Raw genomic sequence first — 24,011 nt, 5'->3', positions numbered from 1 at the left:
ATTGGCGATCCCGTTAACCCTCAGCGGCGATCCTGATACTGGATCCCGTGATCTTGTTACAGGTGACCGCGATCACCCAACATCCCGTCGGCCGCTCGCTGCCGGGCGGAAATCATCCCAGCCACAGCTCCGGCCTGCGCGTTCAACCCTGAATCGATCTTGTTATAGGCGCCCAGCCGGTGGCGTTACCCAGGTTCGGCGACCCGCGCGGGGCCGGGGCCGATGTCGAAAACAGGCCCGGAACCTGTATCTCTATGTGTCAGCGTTCGTCGGCGGACATGGCCCACCGCACCCATGCCGCAGACCCGCACTCCCGACACCCGCCCTCCGGCGCCCGTCGGACTGCTCCTTCGCCCGACCCACAACCACCGACCCGCCGACCCGGCCGGGCGAGCGTTGCCCGACTGGTACGGCATCCACCCCGACCACGTCGCGCACCTGATCGCCCGCTACACCCGCGACGGCGACATCGTGCTCGACCTCGACGGCCACCCGACCGTCGCGGCAGCCGCGCGGTACCTGCACCGACGGCACGGCCTCGCCGTCACCGACGGTGGCAGCCCGCACGTCGGGCCCGAGCCCCTCGCCGGGTGCTCGGCCACCGCCCGAACCGAGGCCGGGCTCGTCCTGGCGACGCTGCCGCGCCTCGACGTCGACAACCGGGACCCGCACGACCTGAGCCGGGCCATCGGCACCTGGCGGGAGCTACTTCGCCCCGGCGGATACCTCGTCGTCCTGCTGACGGCCGGGCCGGGTGCCAGCACACCCGGGCACCGCTCGAGCGTCGTCGCCGCCGCCCGGACCGCCGGGCTGCTCTACCACCAGCACATCCCCGCGGTCCTGGTCCCCCTGGCCGAGACCGACCCGCGCACCGAACCCGAGCCGGTTGGCCGGCCGCCGCTGCTCGCCGGCCGACACGTGCGCACCCATCGGGATCTTCTTGTGTTCGCTGCGTCCACCTCGGAGGCCACCGATGCCTGAGCCTCGTCCCATCACGCCCGCCATCTTCGGCTCCCCGGCCCGGCTGACCGGCCAGGGCTACCCCGGCTCGGTCTGGATCACCGGACAGAAGCCCTCCCGGGAACTGCGCAAGGGTCGCTACACCGCCGAGTCGATCACGCACCCGGGCAAGATGCTGCCCACCATCGCCCGCTACGCCATCCACACCTACACCGACCCCGGCGACCTCGTGCTCGACCCGATGGCCGGCATCGGCACCACCATGGTCGAGGCCATGCACCTCGGCCGGCACGCTGTCGGCATCGAGTACGAAGCCCGGTGGGCAGCCCTGGCAGCGGTCAACATCGCCCTTGCCGAAAAGCAGGACGCCCCCGGCACGGGGCAGGTCTACACCGGCGACTCCCGCCAGTTGCCCACGCTGCTGCCGCCTCCCATGCGCGGCCGGGTCGCCCTGGTGGTCACCTCGCCGCCGTACGGGCCGTCCACCCACGGCCACGTCCGCACTCCCGGCCCGCGGCGCGGCAAGGTCCGCAAGCTCCACCACAGCTACGGCGGCAGCGACAACCTCGCCTACCGCGACCACGACACCCTCGCCGCCGGCTTCACCGACATCCTCGCCGGCTGCCACGCGATCCTGCGGCCCGGCGGACACGTCGTCATCACCGCCCGCCCGTACCGGCGCCACGGCGAACTCGTCGACATCCCCGGCATGGTCGTCGCCGCCGGCCAGGCCGCCGGGCTGGAACTGGTCGAGGAGTGCGTCGCCCTGATGGCCGGCGTCCGCGACGGGATACTCGTACCCCGGGCGTCGTTCTTCCAGCAGAAGAACGTCCGCGACGCCATCGCCAACGGCGACCCCCAATGGCTCGTCCAGCACGAGGACGTAGTTGTCCTAAAGCTGAGTCAAACCTCCGCCAGTTTCCACGAGCTCAAGGCTTCCCAACAGGAACCGAAGTGGCCATCAGCACCAACGTCGCATCTCGACACTCGGGTTCGTGATGAATCTGAGGGGTTGGCCTCGTGAAGTGCGTAGATGCGGCGGCATGCTGCCGACCGGGCGGTGAGCGGCAGCCCGGCCAGCGGCGCGCAGAGGCAGGAGGCCGCCTATGCCTCACTCCGGAGAGCGCGTATGTAGGCGCGCCGGCCAGCCAGGTACGGCTCGATGTCCTCGACTCGGACCAGGTTGATCTGGTCGGGTGTCAGCTCACGCGCTTCGATCACGACGCCGTACCCGCCGTGCCGGGTAGCGGCGTACCAGCCAGCACCGTCGTCCCACCGGTTGAAGGGCTCGAGCCGGCCGTTGATGGCGATCTCGACACCGGTGGTCGGTGTGGAGGCCAGACGCTCCCGCAGTTTGAGGAACGGGTCCTTGTCACGTGGATCGGAATGCGACCTCATGCGGAGGTCACTGACCACGGCTGCCGGGTCGTCGGTGGTGATCCGTACGTGTACGTACGGACCGCTACCGGACTGCTCGCCGTGGATGAGCCCGGCCGTGGTGAGGCGATCGTTTTGCCAATGCCAGTCGCCGGTCATGATCGATTCGGTAAGGTCGGCGGCCCCGTACAACGGCATGACATGCGCCGAGGCGCGTATCTGATCATCGATCTGGGCCATGCGCGCCCAGAACTGCTCGGGAGTGAGCTGGCCGGCTTTGCGCATGTCGAGAGTCTCTGTCGAGCGGCGCGGTACCGGCAAGCCCATCCAGGCCCTTGGGTTCAGCCGGGCCGGTGTGACGGGGACCGCGCCGAGCCCAGCCCAGAGATCCAGAGGCCACGTCAAGCTGGTGCAGGTACGCCCAGACGGGCCGGAACACGCTGGTCATCGCCGGTGGCTGAGCCGTGGGCTTCCGGTGTCCAACAGAGGAACCTACGCGTTGTCGCGCAAAGAGCCTCATCGCCTCTGGCTGCCGGGAACGCGGGGCACCGATGAGCGGCCCCCCGCGGGACGAAACCAGCAATGTACCGCTGCTCTACACCGCGGAACAGGCCGCGGCTCTCCTTCAGATCAGTCCATCGTGGCTACGAAAGAAGGCGACCGCGCGTGCCATCCCGTGCACCTTCGTCGGCAAGCACCTGCGGTTCTCCGCCAACGATCTGAATTTGATCATCGCGGCCGGCGCGTGCACGCCCACCCACCAGCACCACTGACCATCGACGTCCCCGGCGGCCGGTAGGACTTGACCTCCGCTGACATGGGGAGCGTCCATGGTGGTCCGGCCCTACCCCAGGGCCGGACCACCATGCGACAACAACGGACAGGAGAACGACGCCACCATGGCTTGGGTCGAAAAGCGCGGCGACCAGTGGCGGGTGCGATTCCGTACCCCGACCGGCAGCGTCGCCACCGACAGCAGTCACCCCACCAAAACGGCGGCCAACGCCCGCGCGCGGGCCATCGAAACCGACCAGCACCGTGACGTGTTCATCAACCCCGACAACGGCAAGATCACCCTCAACGAGTGGGTCGAGCAGTGGCTCGACGCCCACGACGTCGGCGCGTCCACGTTCGAGCGGTACCGCTCGCACCTCGACGTGCACATCCTGCCCCGCTTCGGCGACACGCCCCTCAACGCCATCACCCGCATGGCCGTAAAACGATGGGTCAAAGACCTCAACCGCCACCGCGCCGACTCCACCGTCGCCAGCATCCTCAGCCTGCTATCCATGATCATGGGCGAGGCGGTCGAAGAGCGGCGTATCGCCATGAACCCGTGCCGTCGCCTGCGCAACACCTCAGCCCACCGCCCAGAACGACCGTGGGCGACCGCCGAACAGGTCAACGAGATCGCCAGCCGCGTCAGCTCCCCGAACCAGGCGCTCATCATCACGGCCGCCTACACCGGGATGCGGTGGGGCGAACTCACCGGACTGCGCCGCCCCAACTGCAAGCTCGACGACGCACGCATCCTCATTGACCCCGACGAAGGCGCCCTCCACGAGGTCGGCGGCCACCTCGAACTCGGCCCACCCAAAACCCCGGCCGCCGTACGCGACATCCTGCTGCCACCCTTCCTGATCGATCTCCTGCGCACCCACCTCGAAAGCCACGACCACGATCACGTCTTCACCGGTCGCGACGGCGGACTGCACCGCCGCTCCAGCTTCCACCGCCGCCACTGGCGCCCCGCCACCGACGGCGACCCGGACAACGGCATCCCCGCCGTCGTGCGCGGTCTGCACTTCCACGACCTGCGACACAGCCACAAGACCTGGCTCATCGAAGACGGCGTGCCCGAGGTCGCCCAGGCCAAACGGCTCGGTCACCGCCTGCCCGGCGTCCGGGGCATCTACAGCCACGTCAGCGCCACCGTCGAACAACGCCTGGCCGACGGCCTCCAGGCACGATGGGAGCAAACCACTCCCCCACGGCGGCCCTCCGCGACGTGACCACCTTTGCGACTAGGAAGTGCTCACCCGGGGAGCAGGACAATCGGCGAACGGAAGTTGTCACACCCGGGGAGCGGCCGTGCTCCCCAAATGCTCCCACCGTAAGGCCTGAATAGCAGTTGACCCGCTACCGGGTCACCGGCAACGGGTCACATGAACTGCCTATTTAGATGGTGGGCGATACTGGGTTTGAACCAGTGACCTCTTCCGTGTCAAGGAAGCGCGCTCCCACTGCGCCAATCGCCCTGGGGTTTATCTGGTGGTGCCCCCGTGTACTCGGGATCGAGGTGGAGACGGGATTTGAACCCGTGTACACGGCTTTGCAGGCCGTTGCCTCGCCTCTCGGCCACTCCACCGAGGTGTCGCCTCGAGATTATCTGGCGGCCTCCGAGCGGACGACGGGACTCGAACCCGCGACCCTCACCTTGGCAAGGTGATGCGCTACCAACTGCGCTACGTCCGCATGTCTTCGGTTCTCTCGGCGTCCCCGTTTCCGGTTCCTGCCGCGTTTCCCGCTGACGGATGAGAACTTTAGCCCACGCCCGCCCCCACCGCCAAACCGGGGGGGCATCCGGCGTGTCGATGAATCGCCCCGAGCCCGCCATATGCCGATCAAGCAGGCAATTCACGACGGCTGGGCGGCGAGACCGGCACACTGGCGAAGGCCGGCGTAGCGCTGATTGATCTTGTTTCCCGCCTCCCCGGTCGCCGGCACCGGCTGTCCTGTGACGGACACCACCGCTGGCAGGAACTCGTTCCTGACCACCCGGCGACCGTCGACGGTCACCTTGAGCACACCGGTCTCGGTACTGAACGAGTCGCCGTACCAGAGGAAGTTCGCCAGCCCGTACGCCACGTACGTGCCGCCCAGCCAGCCGTCGCCCTGGAGCGTGTGCGCATGCGACCCGATGATCAGGTCCGCTCCGGCGGCGGCGAGCTTCGCGGCGAACGTCTTCTGCTCGCCGTTGGGGCACGACTTGCCCTCCTGGCCCCAGTGGTTGAACACGATCACCAGGTCGGCGTTCTTGCGGGCGGTGGCGACCGCGCCGGTGGCCCGGTCCAGATCCAGGGCCATCGCGACGCCCGGCCGGTTCGGCTTGGCCACCCAGGTGCTCTCCAGTTCGTGTACCTGGCTGAACGCCAGCAGCGCGACCTTGACGCCCTTCACGGTCACGTACAGCGGCGCGTACGCCTCGGCGGCGGCGCGCCCGACCCCAACGAAGGGGAACCCGGCGCGCTTCGCGTTGTCGAGGGTGTCGGCGAGCCCGACCTGGCCGTAGTCGAGGACGTGGTTGTTGGCCAGGGTGACCACGTCCACCCCGGCCGCACGCACCGCGTCGAACGCGGTGACCGGCGCCCGGAAGTGGTACTGCTTCGGCTCCGGGGTACCCCGGTCGGTGATCGCCGTCTCCAGGTTGAGCATGGTCAGGTCCGCGTCACGCAGCACCGTGGCGATCGGTCCGAACGCGGTCGCCGGGTCGTCCAGCAGTGGCGCGGTACGTTCGGTGAAGTGCACGTCGCCGGCGAACGCCAATGTGATCGACCCCGCCGGCCCGGACGGGTCCGCGGATCCCGGCGCGGCCGGGGCCCCCGACGCTCCGGACGACGCGACGGCCCCGGCCGGGTGGAACGTCGCCGTCTCCCGCGCACACCCTGCAACGGCGCCGGCCAGTACGAGTACGGTCGCGGCCAGTCCTGTCATCCTGCGTCGTCCGGTCACCGCGACAGGGTAGCGGCGCGGCGCCGTCGCCGACTGGCAACCGGTTCGACGCGTCCATCCCGGTACCGCCCCGTACGGGCCGGTACCGGACAGCTACCCGGTACCGGACGGCGAGGCCGTACCGGACGGCGAGGCGGTACCGGACGGCGAGGCGGTACCGGACAGCCCGGTACAGGACCGCAGGCCGGTGAACTCCTTGGTGATCCGGGTGGCCTCGGCACCGGTGACCGGCAGCGGCTGGCCGGTGGTCCGGGAGATCGACGCGGGCACCAGCTCCGACCGGGCCACCCGGCGGTCGTGCAGGGTCAGGCGCAGGACGCCGGTGTCGTTGCTGAAGGCGTCGTCACGCCACCACAGGAAGTTTCCCAGGCCGTACGCGACGTAGGTGTTACCCAGCCAGCCGTCGCCGAGCAGCAGGTGGGCGTGCGTACCCAGCACGACGTCCGCGCCGGCCTTCGCCATCCGGGCGGCGAACGTCTTCATCTCCGACGTCGGGCAGTCGTTGCCCTCCTGGCCCCAGTGCGCGTACACGATGACCACGTCGGCCTGCTTGCGCGCGGCGGCGACGGCGGCGACGGAGCGGTCGAGGTTGGCCGCCATCGCGATCCCGGGCCGGTCGTCCCGGGCGGCCCAGCTGCCCTCCAGCTCGTGGACCTGGCTGACCGCGACGACGGCGATCCGGGTACCCCGGACCGTCGTCACCCACGGCGCGTACGCCTCGTCCGCGGTACGGCCGGCGCCGATCGCCGGCATCCCCGCCTTGCGCGCGTTGTCGAGGGTGTCGGTGAGCCCGACCCTGCCGTAGTCGAGCGCGTGGTTGTTGGCGACGGTCACCACGTCCACCCCGGCCGCCTTGACCGCGTCCAGCGCGGTGGCCGGCGCCCGGAAGTGGAACTGCTTCGGCTCGGGGGTGCCCCGGTCGGTGACCGCGGTCTCCAGGTTGACCATGGCGACGTCGGCGCCGCGCAACGTCTCGGCCACCGGACCGAACGCGGTCGCCGGATCGTCCAGCAGGTCGGCGGTACGGTCGCTGAAGTGCACGTCCCCGGCGAACGCGAGGGTGACGTCGCCGCCCGACGCCGCAGCCGCCGACGCCGCGCCCGCCGCCGCCGGCGTGACGGGGGCCGCCTGCCAGGTACCCACCGGCGCACCGCTCGCGTCGGCGGAGCAGCCTCCGGCGACCATCAGTACCGCGGCCAGCACGGCCCACATCCGGGTTCTCACCCGCGACAGAGTACGGGCGCCGCGTCCAGATCACCGGTCAGCACTAGACTCGGGTGGTACTCGTGACTGGCGCAGCACAGAAGGTGGAATCGACCACCGGGGAGCGACCGTGATCGTGACACCGCGCGCCTGGGTGTCCGGTCGTTGGCCGACCTTGCCAGGAGGACGCTCATGCACGTACCGCCGATCCCGCACCTGACCGCCGCCGACCCGGACCTGGCCGCGCTCGTCGACGGTGAGGCCCAGCGCCAGCACGACGTCCTGCGGATGATCGCGTCGGAGAACTACGTCTCCCCGGCCGTGCTCGAGGCGACCGGCTCGGTGCTGACCAACAAGTACTCCGAGGGGTACCCGGGCAAGCGCTACTACGAGGGCCAGCGCTTCATCGACCAGATCGAGCAGCTCGCGATCGACCGCGCCACGGCGCTGTTCGGCGTCGACCACGCCAACGTCCAGCCGTACTCCGGCTCGCCGGCCAACCTCGCCGTCTACCTGGCGTTCGCCCAGCCCGGCGACCCGGTCATGGGCCTGTCGCTGCCGATGGGCGGGCACCTCACCCACGGCTGGGGCGTCTCGGCGACCGGCGCCTGGTTCCGCCCGGTGCGCTACGAGGTGCGCCGTTCCGACGGCCGCGTCGACATGGACCAGGTCCGCGACCTGGCCCGCCGGGAACAGCCGAAGATCATCATTGCGGGCGGCACGGCCATCCCGCGGACCATCGACTTCCCGGCGTTCGCCGAGATCGCCCGCGAGGTCGGGGCCGTACTGGTGGCCGACATCGCCCACATCGCCGGGCTCATCGCCGGTGGCGCGCACCCGTCTCCGGTCGGCCACGCCGACGTGATCACCACCACCACGCACAAGACCCTGCGCGGCCCGCGCGGCGCAATGATCATGACCACAGCCGCGCACGCGAAGGCGATCGACAAGGCCGTCTTCCCCGGCCTGCAGGGCGGCCCGCACAACCACACCACGGCCGGCATCGCGGTGGCACTGAAGGAGGCGTCGCAGCCCGACTTCAGCCGCTACGCCCATCAGATCGTCGCCAACGCGAAGGCCCTGGCCACCGCACTGATCGAGCACGGCTTCGACCTGGTGACCGGCGGCACCGACAACCACCTGATCCTGGTCGACCTGACCAACAAGGGCATCGGCGGCAAGCCGGTCGCCCGCGCACTGGACCGCGCCGGCATCGAGACCAACTACAACACCGTCCCATACGACCCCCGCAAGCCGTTCGACCCGTCCGGGCTGCGCCTGGGCACGCCGGCGCTGACCACCCGGGGGCTGACCGAGGCGCAGATGCCGCAGGTCGCCGCCTGGATCTCCGAGGCCGTCGACGCGGCCGTCAAGGACGACGAGGCCACCCTGGACCGGATCGCCGGGCAGGTACGCGAGCTGCTGGCCGGGTACCCGATGCCGGGCTGGGAGCCCACGCCCCGCTAGTCGGGCACCTGCCGGCCCGCTAGTCGATCGCGTGCTGGCTCCGGAACTTCTCGGCGTCGAACGTGCCGTGCAGTTCCGGAGCCAGCCACTCGGCGGCCCGCTGCCGGAACCAGGCCGGTTCGTTCCCGCCCACGCCGTCGGGTACCACGCCGGCCAGCGTCCCGGTCAGGTCGGTCAGGTTCGTGCGGTGCACCAGCTCCGGCCGGTCCGGCCAGGCACCGATCACCACCCGGGCCGGGATCTCCCTCCGGTCGAGCGCCTCGAGGGTGAGCGCGGTGTGGTTGAGCGTGCCCAGCCCGGCGCGGGCCACCACGATCGCGGGGGCACCGAGCGCGATGGCCAGGTCGGCGATGGTCCAGCCGCCGTCGCCCATGGCGACCAGCAGTCCGCCGGCCCCCTCGACGAGGACCAGTTCATGCTCGGCGGCGAGCTCCTCCACGGCCGTGAGCACGTCGGCGAGCACGAGCGGCGCGAGGCCCGCCACCCGGGCCGCGCTCAGCGGGGCGAGCGGGTCCGGGTACGACGCGAGCGTGCGTACCGTCACCGGGGCGGCCAGCCGGGCGACGACCTCGGCGTCGGTCTCCTCCCCTCCGGCGATCCCGGTCTGGCCGGGTTTGACCACGGCGACCCGCAGCCCGGAGTCGGTGGCCGCGGCGGCCAGCGCGGCGGTCACGACGGTCTTGCCAACTCCGGTGTCGGTACCGGTGACGATGACCGGCCCGCGCCACGGCGTCATGGGCGCTCCTCCAGGATGACGTCGACGGCGCGCGCGAAGTCGCTACGCGCCACTCCGATGTTGATCGTAAGCCGCAGCCGCGACCGGCCGTCCGGCGTCGACGGCGGGCGGAAGCAGCCGACCGCCACGCCCCGCTCCCGGCAGGCCGCCGCCCAGGCGAACGCCTGCTCCGGACCGGGTGCGGTGACCGACAGGACCCCGCCGGCCGGCGTGGGCACCTCCAGGCCGGCCGCGCGCAGCCGCGCGGTCGCGTACCCGGCCCGGTCGGCCAGCTCGGCGCGCAGCGCGTCGCCGGTACGCAGCAGCCGCAGCGCCGCGGCGGCGCCGGCGGCGACGGCGGGCGGCGGTGCGGTGTCGTAGATGAAGGTACGGCCGGTGTCGACCAGGTGCCGGCGCAGCTCGTCCGGGCCGGCCACCACCCCACCGGCCGCGCCGAAGGCCTTCGACAGGGTGGCCGTGACGACCACGTCGGGCTCGCCGGCCAGGCCGGCGGCCGCCACCCCGCCCGCGCCGTGCGGGCCGAGGACACCGACCCCGTGCGCGTCGTCGACCAGCAGCAGGGCACCGCGCTCGCGGCAGGCGTCGTGCAGCTCGCGCAGCGGGGCCAGGTCACCGTCCACCGAGAACACCGACTCGGTGACGACCACCGCCGGCCGGCCGGGGTGCGCGGCGAGCACCGCCCGCACCGCCGCCACGTCCGCGTGCGGGGTGACAACGGTCTGCACCCCGTCCCGCCCGGTCGCCCTGGCCAGCCGGCAACCGTCCACCAGGGACGCGTGGTTGTGGGCGTCCGACACGATGAGCGTCCCCGGACCGGCGAGCGCCCGGACCGCGCCCAGGTTGGCCAGGTAGCCCGACGAGTACACCAGCGCGGTCGGCGTTCCCAGCCACTCCGCGAGCCCGGTCTCCAGCTCGCCGTGCGCGCTGGTCGAGCCACGTACCAGCCGGGAGCCGGTGGCACCGAGCCCGTACGCGCGGACCGCCGCGACGACGGCCTCGACGACCTCCGGATGGCGGGCCAGGCCCAGGTAGTCGTTGCCGGCGAGGTCGACCACGCCGTCGGCCGGCCCGTGCGGGCGCAGTTCCCGGCGCAGCCCCGCCTGTTCCCGCTGGACGGCCTGGTGGGTGAGGGTGTCCAGCCACCCCGCGGTCAGCGTCACGCGGCGGCCCGCCCCGGCGCGTACACCCGCACCCGCTCGCGCGTGCCGGCCCGCACCCGCTCGGGCGCGCAGGCCGGCGGCTCGTCGGGTCCGGTCGGGTCGGTCGGGTCGGTCGGCTTAGGGTCGGTGGGCCCTTCCGGGTCGGTGGGGCCGGGGCCGCTCGGCCGGTCCGGGTCCGGCGGTGGCAGCGTCGGCGCCGCTCCACTGCGCACGGTCCCCAGTGACGTACCGGCCCGGCCGATGACCGTCCGTTGAGCACCGAACCACCGGCTGTCCAGCGGCGACGGTCGCCATGGGAATGCCACGTCGGGTTTGCGCCAGTTCACGGCACGCCTCCAGGTGTTGTGCGAGGTCCACCAAACGCCTTGTAGGGTACGTCCATGCCTGAGACCGTGCTCGCGAGCGCCAGACGCGTCCTGGAAACCGGTGTCGGTCTCGATGAGACCGGCGTCCTCGACGTCCTTCGACTTCCCGACGACCAGATTCCGGCCATCCTCGACCTGGCCCACCAGGTACGCATGCGCTGGTGCGGTCCGGAGGTCGAGGTCGAGGGCATCGTGTCGCTCAAGACCGGCGGCTGCCCGGAGGACTGCCACTTCTGCTCCCAGTCGGGGCTGTTCACCTCGCCGGTACGCGCGGTGTGGCTGGACATCCCCGCGCTCGTCGAGGCGGCCAGGCAGACCGCAGCCACCGGGGCGACCGAGTTCTGCATCGTGGCCGCGGTCCGCGGTCCCGACGCCAAGCTGATGGCGCAGCTCGCCGAGGGCGTGAAGGCGATCCGCGAGGCGGTCGACATCAACATCGCCGCGTCGGTCGGCATGCTCACCAAGGAGCAGGTCGACCAGCTCGTCGCGCTGGGCGTGCACCGCTACAACCACAACCTGGAGACCGCGCGCTCGTACTTCCCGAACGTCGTCACCACGCACTCGTGGGAGGAGCGCTGGGACACCCTGCGGATGGTGCGCGAGTCGGGCATGGAGGTCTGCTGCGGCGGCATCCTCGGCCTGGGCGAGAGCGTCGAGCAGCGGGCCGAGTTCGCCATCCAACTGCAGCAGCTCGACCCGCACGAGGTACCGCTGAACTTCCTCAACCCGCGCCCCGGCACGCCGCTGTCCGAGCAGCCGGTGCTCGACCCGAAGGACGCGCTGCGCGCGATCGCGGCGTTCCGCCTGGCGCTGCCGCGCACGATCCTGCGGTACGCGGGCGGGCGCGAGATCGCCCTGGGCGACCTGGGCACCCGCGACGGCCTCCTCGGCGGTGTCAACGCGGTGATCGTGGGCAACTACCTGACCACGCTCGGCCGCAGCCCGGACGAGGACCTGGCGCTGCTCGAGGAGCTGCGCATGCCGGTCAAGGCGCTGTCCGCCACGCTGTGACCCCATGATCGACCGTAACCCTTCGGCCGACCGTGACCCCACGGCCGGCCGTGACCCCATGATCGTCACAACTTCCCAGAAGTTGGGGCGATAGACCCGGCTGAGGCGACGACTTCCCGGAAGTTGTGTGGATCATGAATCTCTGGTGCGACCGGTGCGGCCGGGCCGTCGCCGACGGCGGGCACGAGGCGTGCGCGGCGGCGCGGGTACTCGAGCCGCCGCGCTACTGCGGGCAGTGCCGACGCCGGATGAAGGTTCAGGTGCTTCCCGCCGGCTGGCGGGCGACCTGCGTCGAGCACGGCGACCTGTCCTCGGCTGCCCCCACGTCCTCGGCTGCCCGTACCTCCTCGGCTACCCCCAGTCCGTGATCATGAAGACGTTGTGAGCCGTAGCCCTTCATGATCACGGTCAGGCGGGCGCGCGATCCGTCGGGCGGTCAGGCGATGGGTCGGTCGGGCGCGCGATCCGTCGGGCGGTCAGGCGATCGGTCGGTCGGGCGCGCGATCACGAGGAGCCGGACTGGGCGGGACTCTGCTCCGTGGCCGGCGGGGTCCAGTCGTCGGCGCCGGTGGCCGCCGCCTCGAACAGGCGCGGCGCGACGGTCCCGAGCGCGACTCCACGGGCCCGCGCGCCGATCCCGCTGCCCCGGCCCTGGAGGACGGTCGCCAGCCGCCGCGCCTGCCGGGCCAGCCGCACCGCCCGGGGGCGCCGGTCGTCGGCGTACGCCCGCAGCGCCCGGGCCAGCTCCGGGCCGGGCGCCGCGTCGCGCAGGTACGCCTGGAGCGTGACCGCGTCCTCCAGGGCCAGGCAGGCGCCCTGACCGAGGTGGTCGGCGAAGGCGTGGGCCGCGTCGCCGAGCAGGGCGTACCCGCCGCCGCCGGCCGTGACGACGAACGACTCCGGCAGCGGGCGCAGCTCGAACACGGCCTCCTGGACCAGGTCGTCGGGCTCGGTCGCGTCCAGCAGCCGGGCGATCGGCTCGTGCCAGCGGGCGAACCAGCGCCGGAGCAGCGACAGTTGCACGTCGGGCGGTTCGGGGCGGGCCGCGCCCGGCACGGTCGCCATCCAGTAGATCCCGCCCCGGCTGGACGCACCGGCCGAACCCCGCTCACCGAGCGAGGCGTGCACGAACCGGTGCCCCACGGTGAGCGTCTCCCCGGCAGCAGGCGTGCCTGCCGGCAGCTCCGGCGCCCGGTACCAGGGGATCACCGCCCGCCACGCGGCGTAGCCACCGCTGACCGGCCGGCTCTCGGGCACCAGCCGCTGCCGCACCGCGCTGCGCGCCCCGTCGGCGGCGACGACCAGGTCGGCCTCCCAGGTACCGTCCCCGTCCCCGACCGCGGGGCGCGGTCCGTCGGCGCGCACGGTCCGCACGGTCACCCCGGTACGGATGTCCACGCCGTCACCGAGCCCCGCCACGAACGCGTCGTGCAGGTCCTCGCGGTGCACCACGTACGGGGTCGTACCGGCGGCATCCGGGCGGGTGCGGCCCAGCCACTGCCCGTCGGGGCGGCGCAGGCCACCGGAGCGCACCGGAGTCGTGATCGCGTCGAGCCCCTCGTCGAGGCCCAGCGCCCGCAGTGCGCGCACCCCGTTGGGCCACAACAGCAGCGCGGCCCGCGCCGGCCGGATCCGGTCGTCGCGTTCAAGCAGCGTGACCTGCCAGCCGGTCCGGGCCAGCGCACCGGCCACGGCGAGGCCGCCGATGCCGGCGCCGACAACGACCGCGGAACGCATGCCGGGCCCGGCTACTGGCGGAGCGGACGGGGTTCGGCGGCGTCGGGCCCGGACCCGGCGGTATCCGCCTCCGGTTCAGTGGCGTCCGGTTTCGGCGCGGCGGCGTCGGCCTCCGGTTCGGTGGCGGCCGGCGTCGGCTCCGCGGCATCCGACGTCGATCCGGCGCCGCCCGCCTCCGGTCCGGCGGCGCCGGCGCCCGGCTCACCGGCGGTGCCGGTCGCCGGCACCACGGTGATCTCGCCGCTCTCCGCGACCACGAGGCGCTGTTGCGACCCGCGCACGCGCAGGAAGTAGACCAGCGCCCCGACGAAGACGATGATCGAGGTCCAGTTGTTCAGGCGCATACCGAGGATGTGGTGGGCGGCGTCGTCGCGCATCGCCTCCACCCAGAACCGGCCGACCGTGTACGCCATGACGTAGAGCGCGAACGCGCGACCCCGGCCGAACCGGTACCGCCGGTCCAGCAGCCACACCAGGACCGCCACCCCGATGTCCCACAGCGACTCGTACAGGAAGGTCGGGTGATACAGCCCGGGCATGGCGATCGGTTGTCCGGCCATGTCGGTCCGTGCCGCGCCCTGCCCGTCCCACTCGTAGATCTTCAAGCCCCAGGGCAGCGAGGTCTGCCGGCCGAACAGCTCGTTGTTGAACCAGTTGCCCCACCGCCCGATGCCCTGGGCCAGTGGCAGGCCGGGCGCGAGCGCGTCGGCGACGAACGACAGCGGGATACCCATCCGGCGGGCCGCGAGCCAGGCGCCGAGCGCACCACCGGCGACGCCGCCCCAGATTCCCAGGCCGCCGTGCCAGATGGCGAGCGCGTCCAGCGGATGGCCACCGGCGCCGAAGTACTCCTCCGGCGAGGTGATCACGTGGTAGAGCCGGGCGCCGATGATGCCGAACGGAACCGCCCACACGGCGATGTCGAGCACCGCCCACTCGGGCGCGCCCCGGCGGCGCATCCTGATCTCGGTAACGGCACACGCGGCGACGATTCCGAGCACGATGCACAGGGCGTACGCCCGGATCGGCACCGGGCCGAGATGCCACACGCTCCGCGTCGGGCTCGGGATCTCGGCGAGATAGGTGAGCGCGCCAGAATTCACGGTTGCACACGGTACCCCGTACGCGCGCGGGACGCGTTGCGGTGGTCACACCGCGGACCCGGTTCTAGGCTTCCGATATGAGCCAGCTCACTTCGGCGGTGAACGCCGATGCCACCTTCGCGAGCGACCATCCGTGCACGTCGGTGGTCGCCGCTGTCATTTCCGACGGGGCCGAACGGCTGCTGCTGTGCCAACTTCACCAGGGCCGACAGCTGTGGGGCCTGCCCGGCGGCCGGATCCGCAACGGCGAGAGCCCGATCCACGCCGTCCTGCGCGACGTCCGCGAGGAGACCGGCGCCGAGATCGAACTGTCCGACCTGGTCGGCTTCTACCAGTTGACCGGCGACGGCGGCGGTGACGGCCTGCCCGACGTGGTCGTACACGTCTTCCGGGCCCGGCTACGCGGTGGTGAGGTCTCGGTGAACGCGCCGGGCCGGGTCGTACGCCTGTCGTGGCACGACCCGGACTCGCTACCCGAACCGCTGACCGCCACGACCCGCGCAGCGTTGGCCGACGCGGTCGCCGGCCGCAGCGGGGTGCTGCGGGACGTACGCCGCGACCTGACCCGCGAACGGACCGACCTCACCGGCGCCCCGGAGGCCGCCCCGGTCGCCGCCGTCGGCTGACGCCGGGACGCGGTCCGGTGTCAGCGTCCGGACCGGTCACGCGCGCACCCCACCCGCCTCGGTTGGGCGCGCGCCCCGTCGGCTTCGGCCAGGCGCGCACCCCGTCGGCTTCGGTCAGGCGCGCACCCCGCCCGCGAGATCGGCGGCGAGCGTGCGCACCGCGGCCAGGCCGGTGTCCAGGTCCGCCGCGTCGAGCAGGCAGTTGACCAGCGCGCTGCCGACGATGACCCCGTCGGCGTACGAGGCGACCTCGGCGGCCTGCGCCCCGTCCCGCACGCCGAGCCCGACCGCGACCGGCAGGGACGCGTCCGGCGCCAGCCGGCGGACCCGGTCGACCAGGGTCGGCGCCGCGGCCGACGTCCGGTCACGGGCGCCGGTGACGCCCATGACGCTGCTGGCGTACACGAAACCGCGGCACGCCGCGGTGGTCATGCGTACCCGCTCGTCGGTCGACGACGGCGCGACCAGGAACACCCGGTCCAGGCCGTGCTCGTCGGAGGCGGCGAGCCACTCGCCGGCCTCGTCGGGGATCAGGTCGGGCGTGATCAGCCCGGCACCACCGGCGGCGGCCAGGTCGCGGGCGAACGCCGGCACGCCGTAGCGCTCGACCGGGTTCCAGTACGTCATGACCAGCACCGACGCGCCCGCGTCGGCCACCGCTTCGACGGCACGCAGGACGTCGGCGGCGCGGACGCCGTTCGCCAGCGCGGCCTCGGCGGCCCGCTGGATCACCGGCCCGTCCATGACCGGGTCGGAGTACGGGAAGCCGACCTCGACGACGTCGACCCCGGCCTCGACCATCGCCCGGATCGCCGCGATGCCGCCGTCGACGCTGGGGAAACCGGCCGGCAGGTAGCCGACGAGGACCGCACGACCCTCGGCCTTCGCCTTGCCGAACGCAACCGAAACGCTCATGATCCACACAACTTCCGAGAACGCGTGGCGTCAGGCGCCGTGGATGACCACAACGTCCGGGACGTTGCGGCGATCATGACACGGTTCCCGCCGATCATGCCGTCTCCTCCCGGTCCAGGACGCCGAACCACCTGCCGGCGGTCTCGACGTCCTTGTCGCCCCGTCCGGACAGGTTGACCACGATCGTCGGGGTACGCCCCAGCTCCGCCACCAGCGCCGGCGCGATCCGCAGCGCACCCGCGAGGGCGTGCGCGCTCTCGATCGCCGGGATGATGCCCTCGGTCCGGCACAGCAGGCGGAACGCCTCCATCGCCTCGGCGTCGGTCACCGGCTCGTAGACCGCCCGGCCGGTGTCGGCCAGCCAGGCGTGCTCCGGGCCGACCGCCGGGTAGTCCAGCCCGGCCGAGATCGAGTGCGACTCGATCGTCTGCCCGTCGTCGTCCTGCAACAGGTACGTCTTCGCACCGTGCAGCACGCCCAGGCCGCCACCGGTGATGCTGGCGGCGTGCCGGCCGGTCTCCACGCCGTCGCCGCCGGCCTCGAAGCCGTACAGGCGCACTCCGGCGTCGGGGACGAAGGCGTGGAAGATGCCGATGGCGTTGGAGCCACCACCGACGCAGGCCGCCACGGCGTCGGGCAGCGCGCCGGTCAGACCCAGGCACTGCTCGCGGGCCTCGACGCCGATACCGCGGACGAAGTCGCGCACCATCGCCGGGAACGGGTGCGGCCCGGCGGCGGTACCCAGCAGGTAGTGGGTGGAGTCGACGTTGGTCACCCAGTCGCGCAGCGCCTCGTTGATGGCGTCCTTGAGGGTACGGGAGCCGGTCTTCACCGGGATCACCGTCGCGCCGAGCAGCTCCATGCGGGCCACGTTGAGCGCCTGCCGGCGGGTGTCCTCCTCACCCATGTAGACCACGCACTCGAGGTCGAGCAGGGCGGCGGCGGTGGCGCTGGCGACGCCGTGCTGGCCGGCCCCGGTCTCAGCGATGATCCGCTTCTTGCCCATCCGGCGGGCGAGCAGGGCCTGGCCGAGCACGTTGCGGACCTTGTGCGCGCCGGTGTGGTTGAGGTCCTCGCGCTTGAGCAGGATCCGGGCGCCGGCGTGCGCCGACAGCCGGGTGGCGTCGTAGAGCATCGACGGGGTGCCGGCGTAGTCGCGCAGCAGCCGGCCGAACTCCGCCTGGAACGCCTCGTCGGTCATGGCCTTGCGGTACTCGACGTCGAGCTGGTCGAGCGCCGCGATCAGCGCCTCCGGCACGAACCGGCCGCCGTAGCGGCCGAAGTGACCGGTCTCGTCGGGACCGGAGGTCGCCGCCGCATCGGATCCGAGGTCGCCGCCCGCCGGCCCGGCCGCGGTGTCGCTCATCGGGCCGGCCTCGGCGTCGCCGGGTGGCTGCCGGCCGTCACCAGCTCGGCCACCGCCTCCCGTGGGCTCTTGTGGGTCACCAGGCCCTCCCCTACCAGTACTGCGTCGGCGCCGGCCGAGGCGTACCGGATGAGGTCGTGGGGACCTCGCACTCCCGACTCGGCGATCTTGACCACGTGCCCCGGCAGCCCCGGGGCGATCCGCTCGAACACCGAGCGATCCACCTCGAGAGTACGCAGGTCGCGGGCGTTCACGCCGATCACGCGGGCGCCCGCGTCGAGGGCCCGGTCGGCCTCCTCCTCGGTGTGCACCTCGACCAGGGCGGTCATGCCCAGGCTCTCGACGCGGTCGAGCAGGCCCGACAGCGCGTTCTGGTCCAGCGCCGCGACGATCAGCAGGACGACGTCGGCGCCGTAGGCCCGGGCCTCGTGGACCTGGTAACTGGAGACGACGAAGTCCTTGCGCAGCAACGGAACGTCCACCACGGCCCGTACCGCCGCGAAGTCCTCGAGACTGCCGCCGAACCAGCGCCCCTCGGTCAGCACGCTGATGCACCGGGCGCCGCCCGCCGCGTACTCCCTCGCCAGGTCCGCCGGATCCGGGATCTCGGCGAGCTGCCCCTTGGACGGTGACGAGCGCTTGACCTCGGCGATGACGCCGACGCCGGGCGCCCGCAAAATCGTGTACGCGTCCAAGGCCGGCGGCGCGACCGCGGCCAACTTCTTGATCTGATCCAGCGGAACCCGCTGCTGGCGTGCTGCGACGTCTTCACGTACGCCAGCCAGAATCTCGTCCAGCACGTGGCCTGACTCGGGCTGGAATCGCGCGGGGTTCTGCGGACTCCCCTCTTCCGCTGTCATGCGCCCGATGCTAAGCGGACCCACCTGCCGGTGAGTGTCCGGGGTATGGGCGCCGTCACGTAGCGGAGTAGGGCATAATGCCAAACCCGCCGTTCACCTGGTCGGGTCTTCGCCCCGGTCGAGGGCGTCCCAGATCTGTGCCTCGCTGCGTGCCGGACCGGACACCCGGGCCGGCCGCTCGTAGCGGGCCGCCATGCCCGGCCACTGCCGCCCACGCGCGACGGCCAGCCCGCCCGCGCCGGCGACGAGTAGGCCACCCAGCACCGTGGCCAGCGGCCAGACCGGCGAGGCGCCGGCGCCCAGCCGCGCGACGGCACCCACGGCCAGGCCCAGGCCCGAACCGACCAGCAGCACGCCCACCGCGGTGCGCAGCAGGCCGCGGGTGGCCAGCAGGGCACCGGCTCCGGCGAGCGCGACCAGGGCGAGGGCGGGCAGCCACGGCAGCAGGGCGCTGCCGGTCTTCGCCTCGTGCAGCGGCGGCAGTGGCGCCGCGCGGACGACGGTGACCCGCGCCCAGGTGCGCCCCACGGCGAACAGCGCCAGTCCGGCGCCGGCCGCGCAGGTGAGCACGGCCAGCAGTCGCCCCCGGACGGCGCCCGTCGGGCCGGTCGGGGCGCCTGACTGCCCGGCGCTCATCGGGCCGGCCGCAACGTCTCCGCGGCCGCGATCGCGGCGAGCACCGCGGCGGCCTTGTTGCGGGTCTCGGCTTCCTCGGCGTCGGGGTCGGAGTCGGCGACGACCCCGGCTCCGGCGGACACGTACGCCACCCCGTCACGCAGCAGCGCGGTACGGATGGCGATCGCGGTGTCCATGTCGCCGCCGAAGCCGAAGTAGCCGACGACGCCGCCGTAGACGCCGCGCCGGACCGGCTCCAGCTCCTCGATGATCTCCATCGCGCGTACCTTCGGGGCACCTGACAGCGTGCCGGCCGGGAACGTCGCGGCGAGCGCGTCGAAGGCCGAGTACCCCTCGGCCAGCTCGCCGACGACCGTACTGACGATGTGCATCACGTGGCTGTACCGCTCGACCGTGGCGAACTCGGGTACCTCCACGGTGCCCGGCCGGCAGACCCGGCCGAGGTCATTGCGGGCCAGGTCGACCAGCATCACGTGCTCGGACCGCTCCTTCGGGTCGGCCAGCAGCTCGGCCGCCAGCGCGGCATCCTCGGCCGGGGTGGCGCCCCGCCAGCGGGTACCGGCGATCGGGTGCAGCATCGCCCGCCGGCCGGTGACCTTGACGTGCACCTCCGGGGACGAGCCGACGATGTCGAAGCCGTCGAAGCGCAGCAGGTACATGTACGGGCTGGGGTTGGTGGTGCGCAGCACCCGGTACACGTCGAGCGGGTCGGCGTCGCATCTGCGCTCGAAGCGCTGGGCCACCACGATCTGGAAGCACTCGCCGGCCCGGATCGCCTCCTTCGCCGTCTCCACCGCCTTCGGGTACTCCCCGGGCGCGGTCCGGCTGGTCACGCCGGCGACCCCGGCGGGGTCGACGGTGGAGACCATCGGCGGGGTCGGGCGCGACAGCGCCGTGGTCATCGCGTCGAGCCGGCCGATGGCCTGGTGGTAGGCGGCCGTCAGGTCGTCGTCGGACGGGTGGTGCGGCAGGACCGCGTTGGCGATCAGCACCGCCGCGCCGGCGAAGTGGTCCAGCGCGACCAGGTCGGTCGCGAGCATCATGCCCAGCGCCGGCTGGCCGAGGTCGTCGGCGGCGAGCTCGGGCAGCCGCTCGAACCGCCGGATCATGTCGTAGGCGACGTACCCGACCATCCCGCCGGACAGCGGTGGCAGCTCGATCTCGTCGGGCTCCGGGGCGTGCAGCGCGGCGACGGTCGCGCGCAGCACGTCCGCCGGGTCGCCGTCGCCTGGCACGCCGGCCGGCGGGCTGCCCAGCCACCTCGCCCGGCCGTCCCGCTCGATCAGGGTCGCCGCGCTGCGCACCCCGATGAAGGAGTACCGCGACCAGACCGCCCCGGCCGACCCGACGCCCTGTTCAGCGGACTCCAGCAGGAACGTACCCGGGCCGCCGGCCAGCTTGCGGTAGACGCCCACCGGCGTCTCGCCGTCGGCGAGCAGGCGGCGCGTCACCGGTACCACCCGGCGGGTGCGCGCCAGCTTCCGGAAGGTCGCCTCGTCGGGTACGACCGCACCGGTGGTCATGCCGCCACCTCGCTTCGCTCGCTCATGACTTCTCCCCTTGGAGGACGTCGAAGAAGCAGCTGTGCTCGCCGGTGTGGCAGGCCGCGCCGGTCTGCTCGACGGTCAGCAGCAGGGTGTCGCCGTCGCAGTCGAGCGCCACGGACCGCACGTGCTGGTGGTGGCCGGAGGTGGCGCCCTTGACCCAGTACTCCTGCCGACTGCGCGACCAGTACGTGGCGCGGCCGGTGGTGAGGGTGCGGTGCAGCGCCTCGTCGTCCATCCACGCCAGCATCAGCACGGTGCCGCTGCCGGCCTCCTGGACGATGGCCGGGACCAGCCCGGCCGGGTCGCGCTTCAGTCGCGCCGCTATCTCCGGATCGAGCTGTGGGTGGGGATCAGGCTGCACAGTGCTCGATTCTCCCTCACCCGCACGGGGTGCCGGGGGCGGCCCCGGCTGGCCCACAGGGCTCGGCCGGCCCCCGGCACCTCTTCCCCATGATCCTGAAGGGATTGCGGGGCCAGGACCCCACGAAGTCCTCATGACCACGGGAAACGGTGGACGACCACGGGGTGCTTGCCCGGTCGCAGGAATTCACCTACCGTGATTTCAACATTCGATGACTTTTCGGAGACCACGATGGAGAACGCCATCACGATCGACGACCTCGTCGTCGTCCGCGGCGGGCGCCCGGTCCTGCACGGCGTGAGCTGCGCCATCCCGCGCGGCAGCGTCACCGGCCTGCTGGGCCCCAGCGGCAGCGGCAAGACCACCCTGATGCGCTGCGTCGTCGGAGTGCAGAAGATCAGGTCGGGCCGGGTGACCGTGCTCGGCCAGCCGGCCGGTGCCCCGGCGCTGCGCGACAAGATCGGCTACCTGACCCAGGCGCCGAGCGTCTACGCCGACCTCACCGTCCGCGAGAACGCCCGGTACTTCGCCGCCCTCTACGGCCTCGGTGCCGACGCGGCCGACCGGGCGGTCGCCGACGTCGGCCTGCGCCCGGCCGCCGGCCAGCTGGTCGGCACCCTCTCCGGCGGCCAACGGGCCCGCGCCTCGCTGGCCTGCGCGCTGGTGTCCAACCCCGACCTGCTGGTGCTCGACGAGCCGACCGTCGGCCAGGACCCGGTGCTCCGCAACGACCTGTGGCAGCAGTTCCACGCGCTCGCCCGGGCCGGCACGACGCTGCTGGTGTCCAGCCACGTAATGGACGAGGCGGGTCGGTGCGACCGGCTCCTCCTGGTCCGCGACGGGCGTGTCGTCGCCGACGACACGCCGGCCGCGGTACGCGCCGCCACCGGCACCGACGACCTGGAAGAGGCGTTCCTGCGGCTGGTACTGGCCCAGCAGAAGGCGGAGGTGGCGTGATGTCACCGCGGATCACCCTGCACACCACCGCGCGCATCCTGCGCCAGCTGCGCCACGACCCGCGCACGATCGCGCTGCTGCTGGTCGTACCGACGTTGCTGCTGACCCTGATGCGCTACGTCTTCGACTCCCAGCCGGCCATCTTCGACCGGATCGGCGTCATCATGCTCGGCGTCTTCCCGTTCATAGCGATGTTCCTGGTCACCAGCGTCGCCATGCTGCGGGAGCGGACCACCGGCACGCTCGAACGCCTGCTCACCACGCCGGTACACAAGCTCGACCTGCTCTTCGGGTACGGCCTGGCGTTCGCCCTCGCCGCCGCGGTGCAGGCGGCCGTGGCCGCCGGCCTGGCCTACGCGTTGCTGGGCCTGCACACGGCCGGCAGCGCCTGGACCGTCGCCGGGCTCGCCATCGGCAACGCCGTCCTCGGCATGGCGATCGGCCTGCTGGTGAGCGCGTTCGCGCAGAGTGAGTTCCAGGCGGTGCAGTTCATGCCGGCGTTCATCCTGCCGCAGATGCTGCTGTGCGGACTGGTCTGGCCGCGCGGTGAGATGGCAGGCTGGCTGGAGAAGATCAGTAACGTGATGCCGATGACGTACGCGGTCGACGCGCTCGTCGAGGTCGGCCACCACGCCGACCCGACCACCACGATGTGGCGGGACGTGGCGGTCGTGGTGGGATGCATCGTGGTCGCGCTGCTGCTCGGTGCGGCGACGCTGCGCCGGCGCACCACGTAGGCACGGTCAGTGACGTAGGAGAGGCATGCCCCGCACCGGACGACGCCCCGGCAACTCCGACACCCGCGAGGCGATCCTCACGGCCGCCCGGCAGGCGTTCGCCGAGCGCGGGTACGACAAGGCGTCCATCCGACAGATCGCGACCAGCGCCGGGGTCGACCCGGCGCTGGTCCACCACTACTTCGGAGCCAAGGAGCAGCTGTTCCTGGCCGCGATGGAGGCGCCGATCGACCCGGCCCGGGCAATCGAGGAGGTCATCGCCGGTGGCCTGGACGGGGTCGGCGAGCGCCTGGTCCGGATGTTCCTGACCGTCTGGGACTCCCCCGCCGGCGCCCCCGCGGCGGCGCTGGTCCGCAGCGCGGTCAGCCACGACTGGTCGGCGCGGATGCTGCGCGAGTTCATCACCAGCCAGATCCTGCGCCGGGTCGTCGGCGGCCTCCACCTCGACCCGAAGGAGGGGCCGCTGCGGGCGACCCTGGTCGCGTCGCAGCTGATGGGTCTGATCATGGCCCGCTACATCGTCAAGGTCGAACCCATCGCGAGCGCGCCCCGCGAGACGCTGGTCGCGAACATCGCGCCGACGATCCAGCGCTACCTCGCCGGCCCCCTGGACGGACTCGACCAGTAGCGGCGGTCGCCGAACCTAGTAGGTGCGGTCGCGGAACCAGGACCGGGCGGCCGGCAGGTTGAGCAGCACCACGCACACGACCGGGAGGACCAGGCCGACGAGCACGTTGGCGCGGGCCTGCCCGAGGAGACCGTCGTACAGCGTGACGGCGATACTGACGGCGGACAGCCCGACGACCGCGACCCGCACCCACTGCCGGCCGCGCTGCAACTTGCGCGCGAGCGCGAGGACGAACAGCCCGACGAACACGGACACCGCTCCGGCCGTGAGCCCCATCGCCCGCAGGTCCACGGTGAGCTCGCCGAACTGGAACAGGTCGGGAACCTGACCGTCGCCAAGGACAGCCGCCCAGGCCCCGGCTCCGGCCGCGACCAGCGCGAGCCCGGCGAGGTACCCGATGACCGCGACCGCGTGTACCGACGGCGGCGCGGAGCGGCGGCGGATGGCCGGCTCGACGTCGGTGGGGTGATCCGCGTCGTACCCCGCCGGCAGGTCGCTGTACACGTATCGGGACGACATGTCCCCAG

26 protein-coding genes, 3 tRNA genes and 1 riboswitch are annotated in these 24,011 nt (G+C 72.3%); of the genes, 11 read left to right on the top strand and 18 right to left on the bottom strand.

Translation table 11 applies throughout. The features are described 5' to 3' along the window. The first annotated feature begins 294 nt into the window (after positions 1–294). Complete coding sequence (locus ACNTMW_RS12775) at positions 295–981, top strand: polysaccharide deacetylase family protein (RefSeq protein ID WP_426633680.1); 687 nt, start codon at positions 295–297, stop codon at positions 979–981. Further along, positions 974–1,984 (top strand): TRM11 family SAM-dependent methyltransferase, encoded by a 1,011-nt coding sequence (locus ACNTMW_RS12770; protein ID WP_426633679.1) that lies wholly within the window; start codon positions 974–976, stop codon positions 1,982–1,984. Before ACNTMW_RS12775 ends, ACNTMW_RS12770 begins: the two co-directional genes overlap by 8 nt. 80 nt (positions 1,985–2,064) lie before the next feature. On the opposite strand, the gene ACNTMW_RS12765 is transcribed toward ACNTMW_RS12770, so the two are convergent. Further along, positions 2,065–2,622 carry a hypothetical protein gene (locus ACNTMW_RS12765; protein WP_426633678.1) on the bottom strand — a complete coding sequence of 186 codons (558 nt, stop codon included), beginning with the start codon at positions 2,620–2,622 and terminating at the stop codon, positions 2,065–2,067. Positions 2,623–2,888: 266 nt separating this feature from the next. Between ACNTMW_RS12765 and ACNTMW_RS12760 the strand changes: the two genes are divergently transcribed. Together ACNTMW_RS12760 and ACNTMW_RS12755 are read left to right on the top strand one after the other, a co-directional pair. Beyond that, complete coding sequence (locus tag ACNTMW_RS12760; RefSeq protein ID WP_426633677.1) at positions 2,889–3,110, top strand: helix-turn-helix domain-containing protein; 222 nt, start codon at positions 2,889–2,891, stop codon at positions 3,108–3,110. Between the two features lie 126 nt (positions 3,111–3,236). Further along, positions 3,237–4,349, top strand: coding sequence for a tyrosine-type recombinase/integrase (locus tag ACNTMW_RS12755; RefSeq protein WP_426633676.1), 1,113 nt, complete (start codon positions 3,237–3,239; stop codon positions 4,347–4,349). Positions 4,350–4,520: 171 nt separating this feature from the next. Here ACNTMW_RS12755 and ACNTMW_RS12750 read toward each other — a convergent pair. The 5 genes from ACNTMW_RS12750 to ACNTMW_RS12730 form a co-directional block, all read right to left on the bottom strand. Then, a tRNA-Val gene (locus tag ACNTMW_RS12750) sits at positions 4,521–4,595 on the bottom strand. Positions 4,596–4,634: 39 nt separating this feature from the next. Then, a tRNA-Cys gene (locus ACNTMW_RS12745) sits at positions 4,635–4,705 on the bottom strand. Between the two features lie 34 nt (positions 4,706–4,739). Continuing rightward, a tRNA-Gly gene (locus tag ACNTMW_RS12740) sits at positions 4,740–4,812 on the bottom strand. 162 nt (positions 4,813–4,974) lie between these two features. Then, positions 4,975–6,069 (bottom strand): CapA family protein, encoded by a 1,095-nt coding sequence (locus tag ACNTMW_RS12735; RefSeq protein ID WP_426633675.1) that lies wholly within the window; start codon positions 6,067–6,069, stop codon positions 4,975–4,977. Between the two features lie 93 nt (positions 6,070–6,162). After that, the gene (locus tag ACNTMW_RS12730) at positions 6,163–7,293 is read right to left on the bottom strand and encodes a CapA family protein (RefSeq protein WP_426633674.1); all 1,131 of its coding nucleotides are present in this window, start codon (positions 7,291–7,293) and stop codon (positions 6,163–6,165) included. Positions 7,294–7,345: 52 nt separating this feature from the next. Further along, positions 7,346–7,435, top strand: a riboswitch (ZMP/ZTP riboswitch). A 29-nt stretch (positions 7,436–7,464) separates the two neighbouring features. Here ACNTMW_RS12730 and ACNTMW_RS12725 point away from each other — a divergent pair. Then, positions 7,465–8,739 (top strand): serine hydroxymethyltransferase, encoded by a 1,275-nt coding sequence (locus ACNTMW_RS12725; protein ID WP_426633673.1) that lies wholly within the window; start codon positions 7,465–7,467, stop codon positions 8,737–8,739. Between the two features lie 19 nt (positions 8,740–8,758). Here the strand turns inward: ACNTMW_RS12725 and bioD are convergent, their stop codons facing one another. The 3 genes from bioD to ACNTMW_RS12710 are packed head-to-tail and all read right to left on the bottom strand — an operon-like array spanning position 8,759 to position 10,961. After that, on the bottom strand, positions 8,759–9,475 hold the full coding sequence (gene bioD, locus ACNTMW_RS12720; protein ID WP_426633671.1) for a dethiobiotin synthase: 717 nt from the start codon (positions 9,473–9,475) through the stop codon (positions 8,759–8,761). Further along, positions 9,472–10,629, bottom strand: a complete 1,158-nt coding sequence (locus ACNTMW_RS12715; RefSeq protein ID WP_426633742.1) for an 8-amino-7-oxononanoate synthase — start codon at positions 10,627–10,629, stop codon at positions 9,472–9,474. The genes bioD and ACNTMW_RS12715 overlap by 4 nt, the downstream gene beginning before the upstream one ends. A gap of 2 nt (positions 10,630–10,631) precedes the next feature. Beyond that, positions 10,632–10,961, bottom strand: a complete 330-nt coding sequence (locus tag ACNTMW_RS12710; protein WP_426633670.1) for a hypothetical protein — start codon at positions 10,959–10,961, stop codon at positions 10,632–10,634. A gap of 54 nt (positions 10,962–11,015) precedes the next feature. On the opposite strand from ACNTMW_RS12710, the gene bioB reads away from it, so the two are divergent. After that, a complete protein-coding gene (gene bioB / locus ACNTMW_RS12705) occupies positions 11,016–12,011 on the top strand; it encodes a biotin synthase BioB (protein WP_426633669.1) in 996 nt (331 codons plus the stop codon). 134 nt (positions 12,012–12,145) lie between these two features. Next, positions 12,146–12,379 (top strand): biotin synthase auxiliary protein BsaP, encoded by a 234-nt coding sequence (gene bsaP / locus ACNTMW_RS12700; protein ID WP_426633668.1) that lies wholly within the window; start codon positions 12,146–12,148, stop codon positions 12,377–12,379. Between the two features lie 136 nt (positions 12,380–12,515). Here bsaP and ACNTMW_RS12695 read toward each other — a convergent pair whose 3' ends face one another. Further along, complete coding sequence (locus tag ACNTMW_RS12695; protein ID WP_426633667.1) at positions 12,516–13,748, bottom strand: FAD-dependent oxidoreductase; 1,233 nt, start codon at positions 13,746–13,748, stop codon at positions 12,516–12,518. An 11-nt stretch (positions 13,749–13,759) separates the two neighbouring features. Continuing rightward, positions 13,760–14,851: a prolipoprotein diacylglyceryl transferase gene (lgt, locus tag ACNTMW_RS12690; RefSeq protein ID WP_426633666.1), complete on the bottom strand. Its 1,092-nt coding sequence runs from the start codon at positions 14,849–14,851 to the stop codon at positions 13,760–13,762. 77 nt (positions 14,852–14,928) lie between these two features. On the opposite strand from lgt, the gene ACNTMW_RS12685 reads away from it, so the two are divergent. Next, positions 14,929–15,477, top strand: a complete 549-nt coding sequence (locus tag ACNTMW_RS12685) for an NUDIX hydrolase (RefSeq protein WP_426633665.1) — start codon at positions 14,929–14,931, stop codon at positions 15,475–15,477. 114 nt (positions 15,478–15,591) lie between these two features. Here ACNTMW_RS12685 and trpA read toward each other — a convergent pair whose 3' ends face one another. The 6 genes from trpA to hisI all read right to left on the bottom strand — a co-directional run bounded on the left by trpA (position 15,592) and on the right by hisI (position 21,162). Further along, positions 15,592–16,392 carry a tryptophan synthase subunit alpha gene (trpA, locus tag ACNTMW_RS12680; RefSeq protein ID WP_426633664.1) on the bottom strand — a complete coding sequence of 267 codons (801 nt, stop codon included), beginning with the start codon at positions 16,390–16,392 and terminating at the stop codon, positions 15,592–15,594. Between the two features lie 94 nt (positions 16,393–16,486). Beyond that, positions 16,487–17,758 carry a tryptophan synthase subunit beta gene (gene trpB, locus ACNTMW_RS12675; protein WP_426633663.1) on the bottom strand — a complete coding sequence of 424 codons (1,272 nt, stop codon included), beginning with the start codon at positions 17,756–17,758 and terminating at the stop codon, positions 16,487–16,489. Next, entirely contained in the window at positions 17,755–18,558 is an 804-nt protein-coding gene (trpC, locus tag ACNTMW_RS12670) for an indole-3-glycerol phosphate synthase TrpC (protein ID WP_426633741.1), read from the bottom strand. The genes trpB and trpC overlap by 4 nt, the downstream gene beginning before the upstream one ends. 153 nt (positions 18,559–18,711) lie before the next feature. Then, entirely contained in the window at positions 18,712–19,254 is a 543-nt protein-coding gene (locus tag ACNTMW_RS12665) for a Trp biosynthesis-associated membrane protein (protein WP_426633662.1), read from the bottom strand. After that, positions 19,251–20,777, bottom strand: a complete 1,527-nt coding sequence (locus ACNTMW_RS12660; RefSeq protein ID WP_426633661.1) for an anthranilate synthase component I — start codon at positions 20,775–20,777, stop codon at positions 19,251–19,253. Before ACNTMW_RS12660 ends, ACNTMW_RS12665 begins: the two co-directional genes overlap by 4 nt. Positions 20,778–20,799: 22 nt before the next feature. After that, positions 20,800–21,162 (bottom strand): phosphoribosyl-AMP cyclohydrolase, encoded by a 363-nt coding sequence (gene hisI, locus ACNTMW_RS12655; protein WP_426633660.1) that lies wholly within the window; start codon positions 21,160–21,162, stop codon positions 20,800–20,802. Between the two features lie 231 nt (positions 21,163–21,393). On the opposite strand from hisI, the gene ACNTMW_RS12650 reads away from it, so the two are divergent. The 3 genes from ACNTMW_RS12650 to ACNTMW_RS12640 are packed head-to-tail and all read left to right on the top strand — an operon-like array spanning position 21,394 to position 23,484. Continuing rightward, positions 21,394–22,119 (top strand): ABC transporter ATP-binding protein, encoded by a 726-nt coding sequence (locus tag ACNTMW_RS12650; protein ID WP_426633659.1) that lies wholly within the window; start codon positions 21,394–21,396, stop codon positions 22,117–22,119. Beyond that, entirely contained in the window at positions 22,119–22,856 is a 738-nt protein-coding gene (locus ACNTMW_RS12645) for an ABC transporter permease (protein ID WP_426633658.1), read from the top strand. Before ACNTMW_RS12650 ends, ACNTMW_RS12645 begins: the two co-directional genes overlap by 1 nt. A gap of 25 nt (positions 22,857–22,881) precedes the next feature. After that, positions 22,882–23,484, top strand: coding sequence for a TetR/AcrR family transcriptional regulator (locus tag ACNTMW_RS12640; RefSeq protein WP_426633657.1), 603 nt, complete (start codon positions 22,882–22,884; stop codon positions 23,482–23,484). Between the two features lie 15 nt (positions 23,485–23,499). Here the strand turns inward: ACNTMW_RS12640 and ACNTMW_RS12635 are convergent, their stop codons facing one another. After that, positions 23,500–24,003, bottom strand: a complete 504-nt coding sequence (locus ACNTMW_RS12635; protein ID WP_426633656.1) for a hypothetical protein — start codon at positions 24,001–24,003, stop codon at positions 23,500–23,502. Positions 24,004–24,011: the final 8 nt, after the last annotated feature.

Source organism: Planosporangium spinosum, assembly GCF_049999945.1.
Classification (GTDB): Bacteria; Actinomycetota; Actinomycetes; order Mycobacteriales; family Micromonosporaceae; genus Planosporangium; species Planosporangium spinosum.
This window is presented reverse-complemented; position numbering and strand designations above follow the sequence as displayed.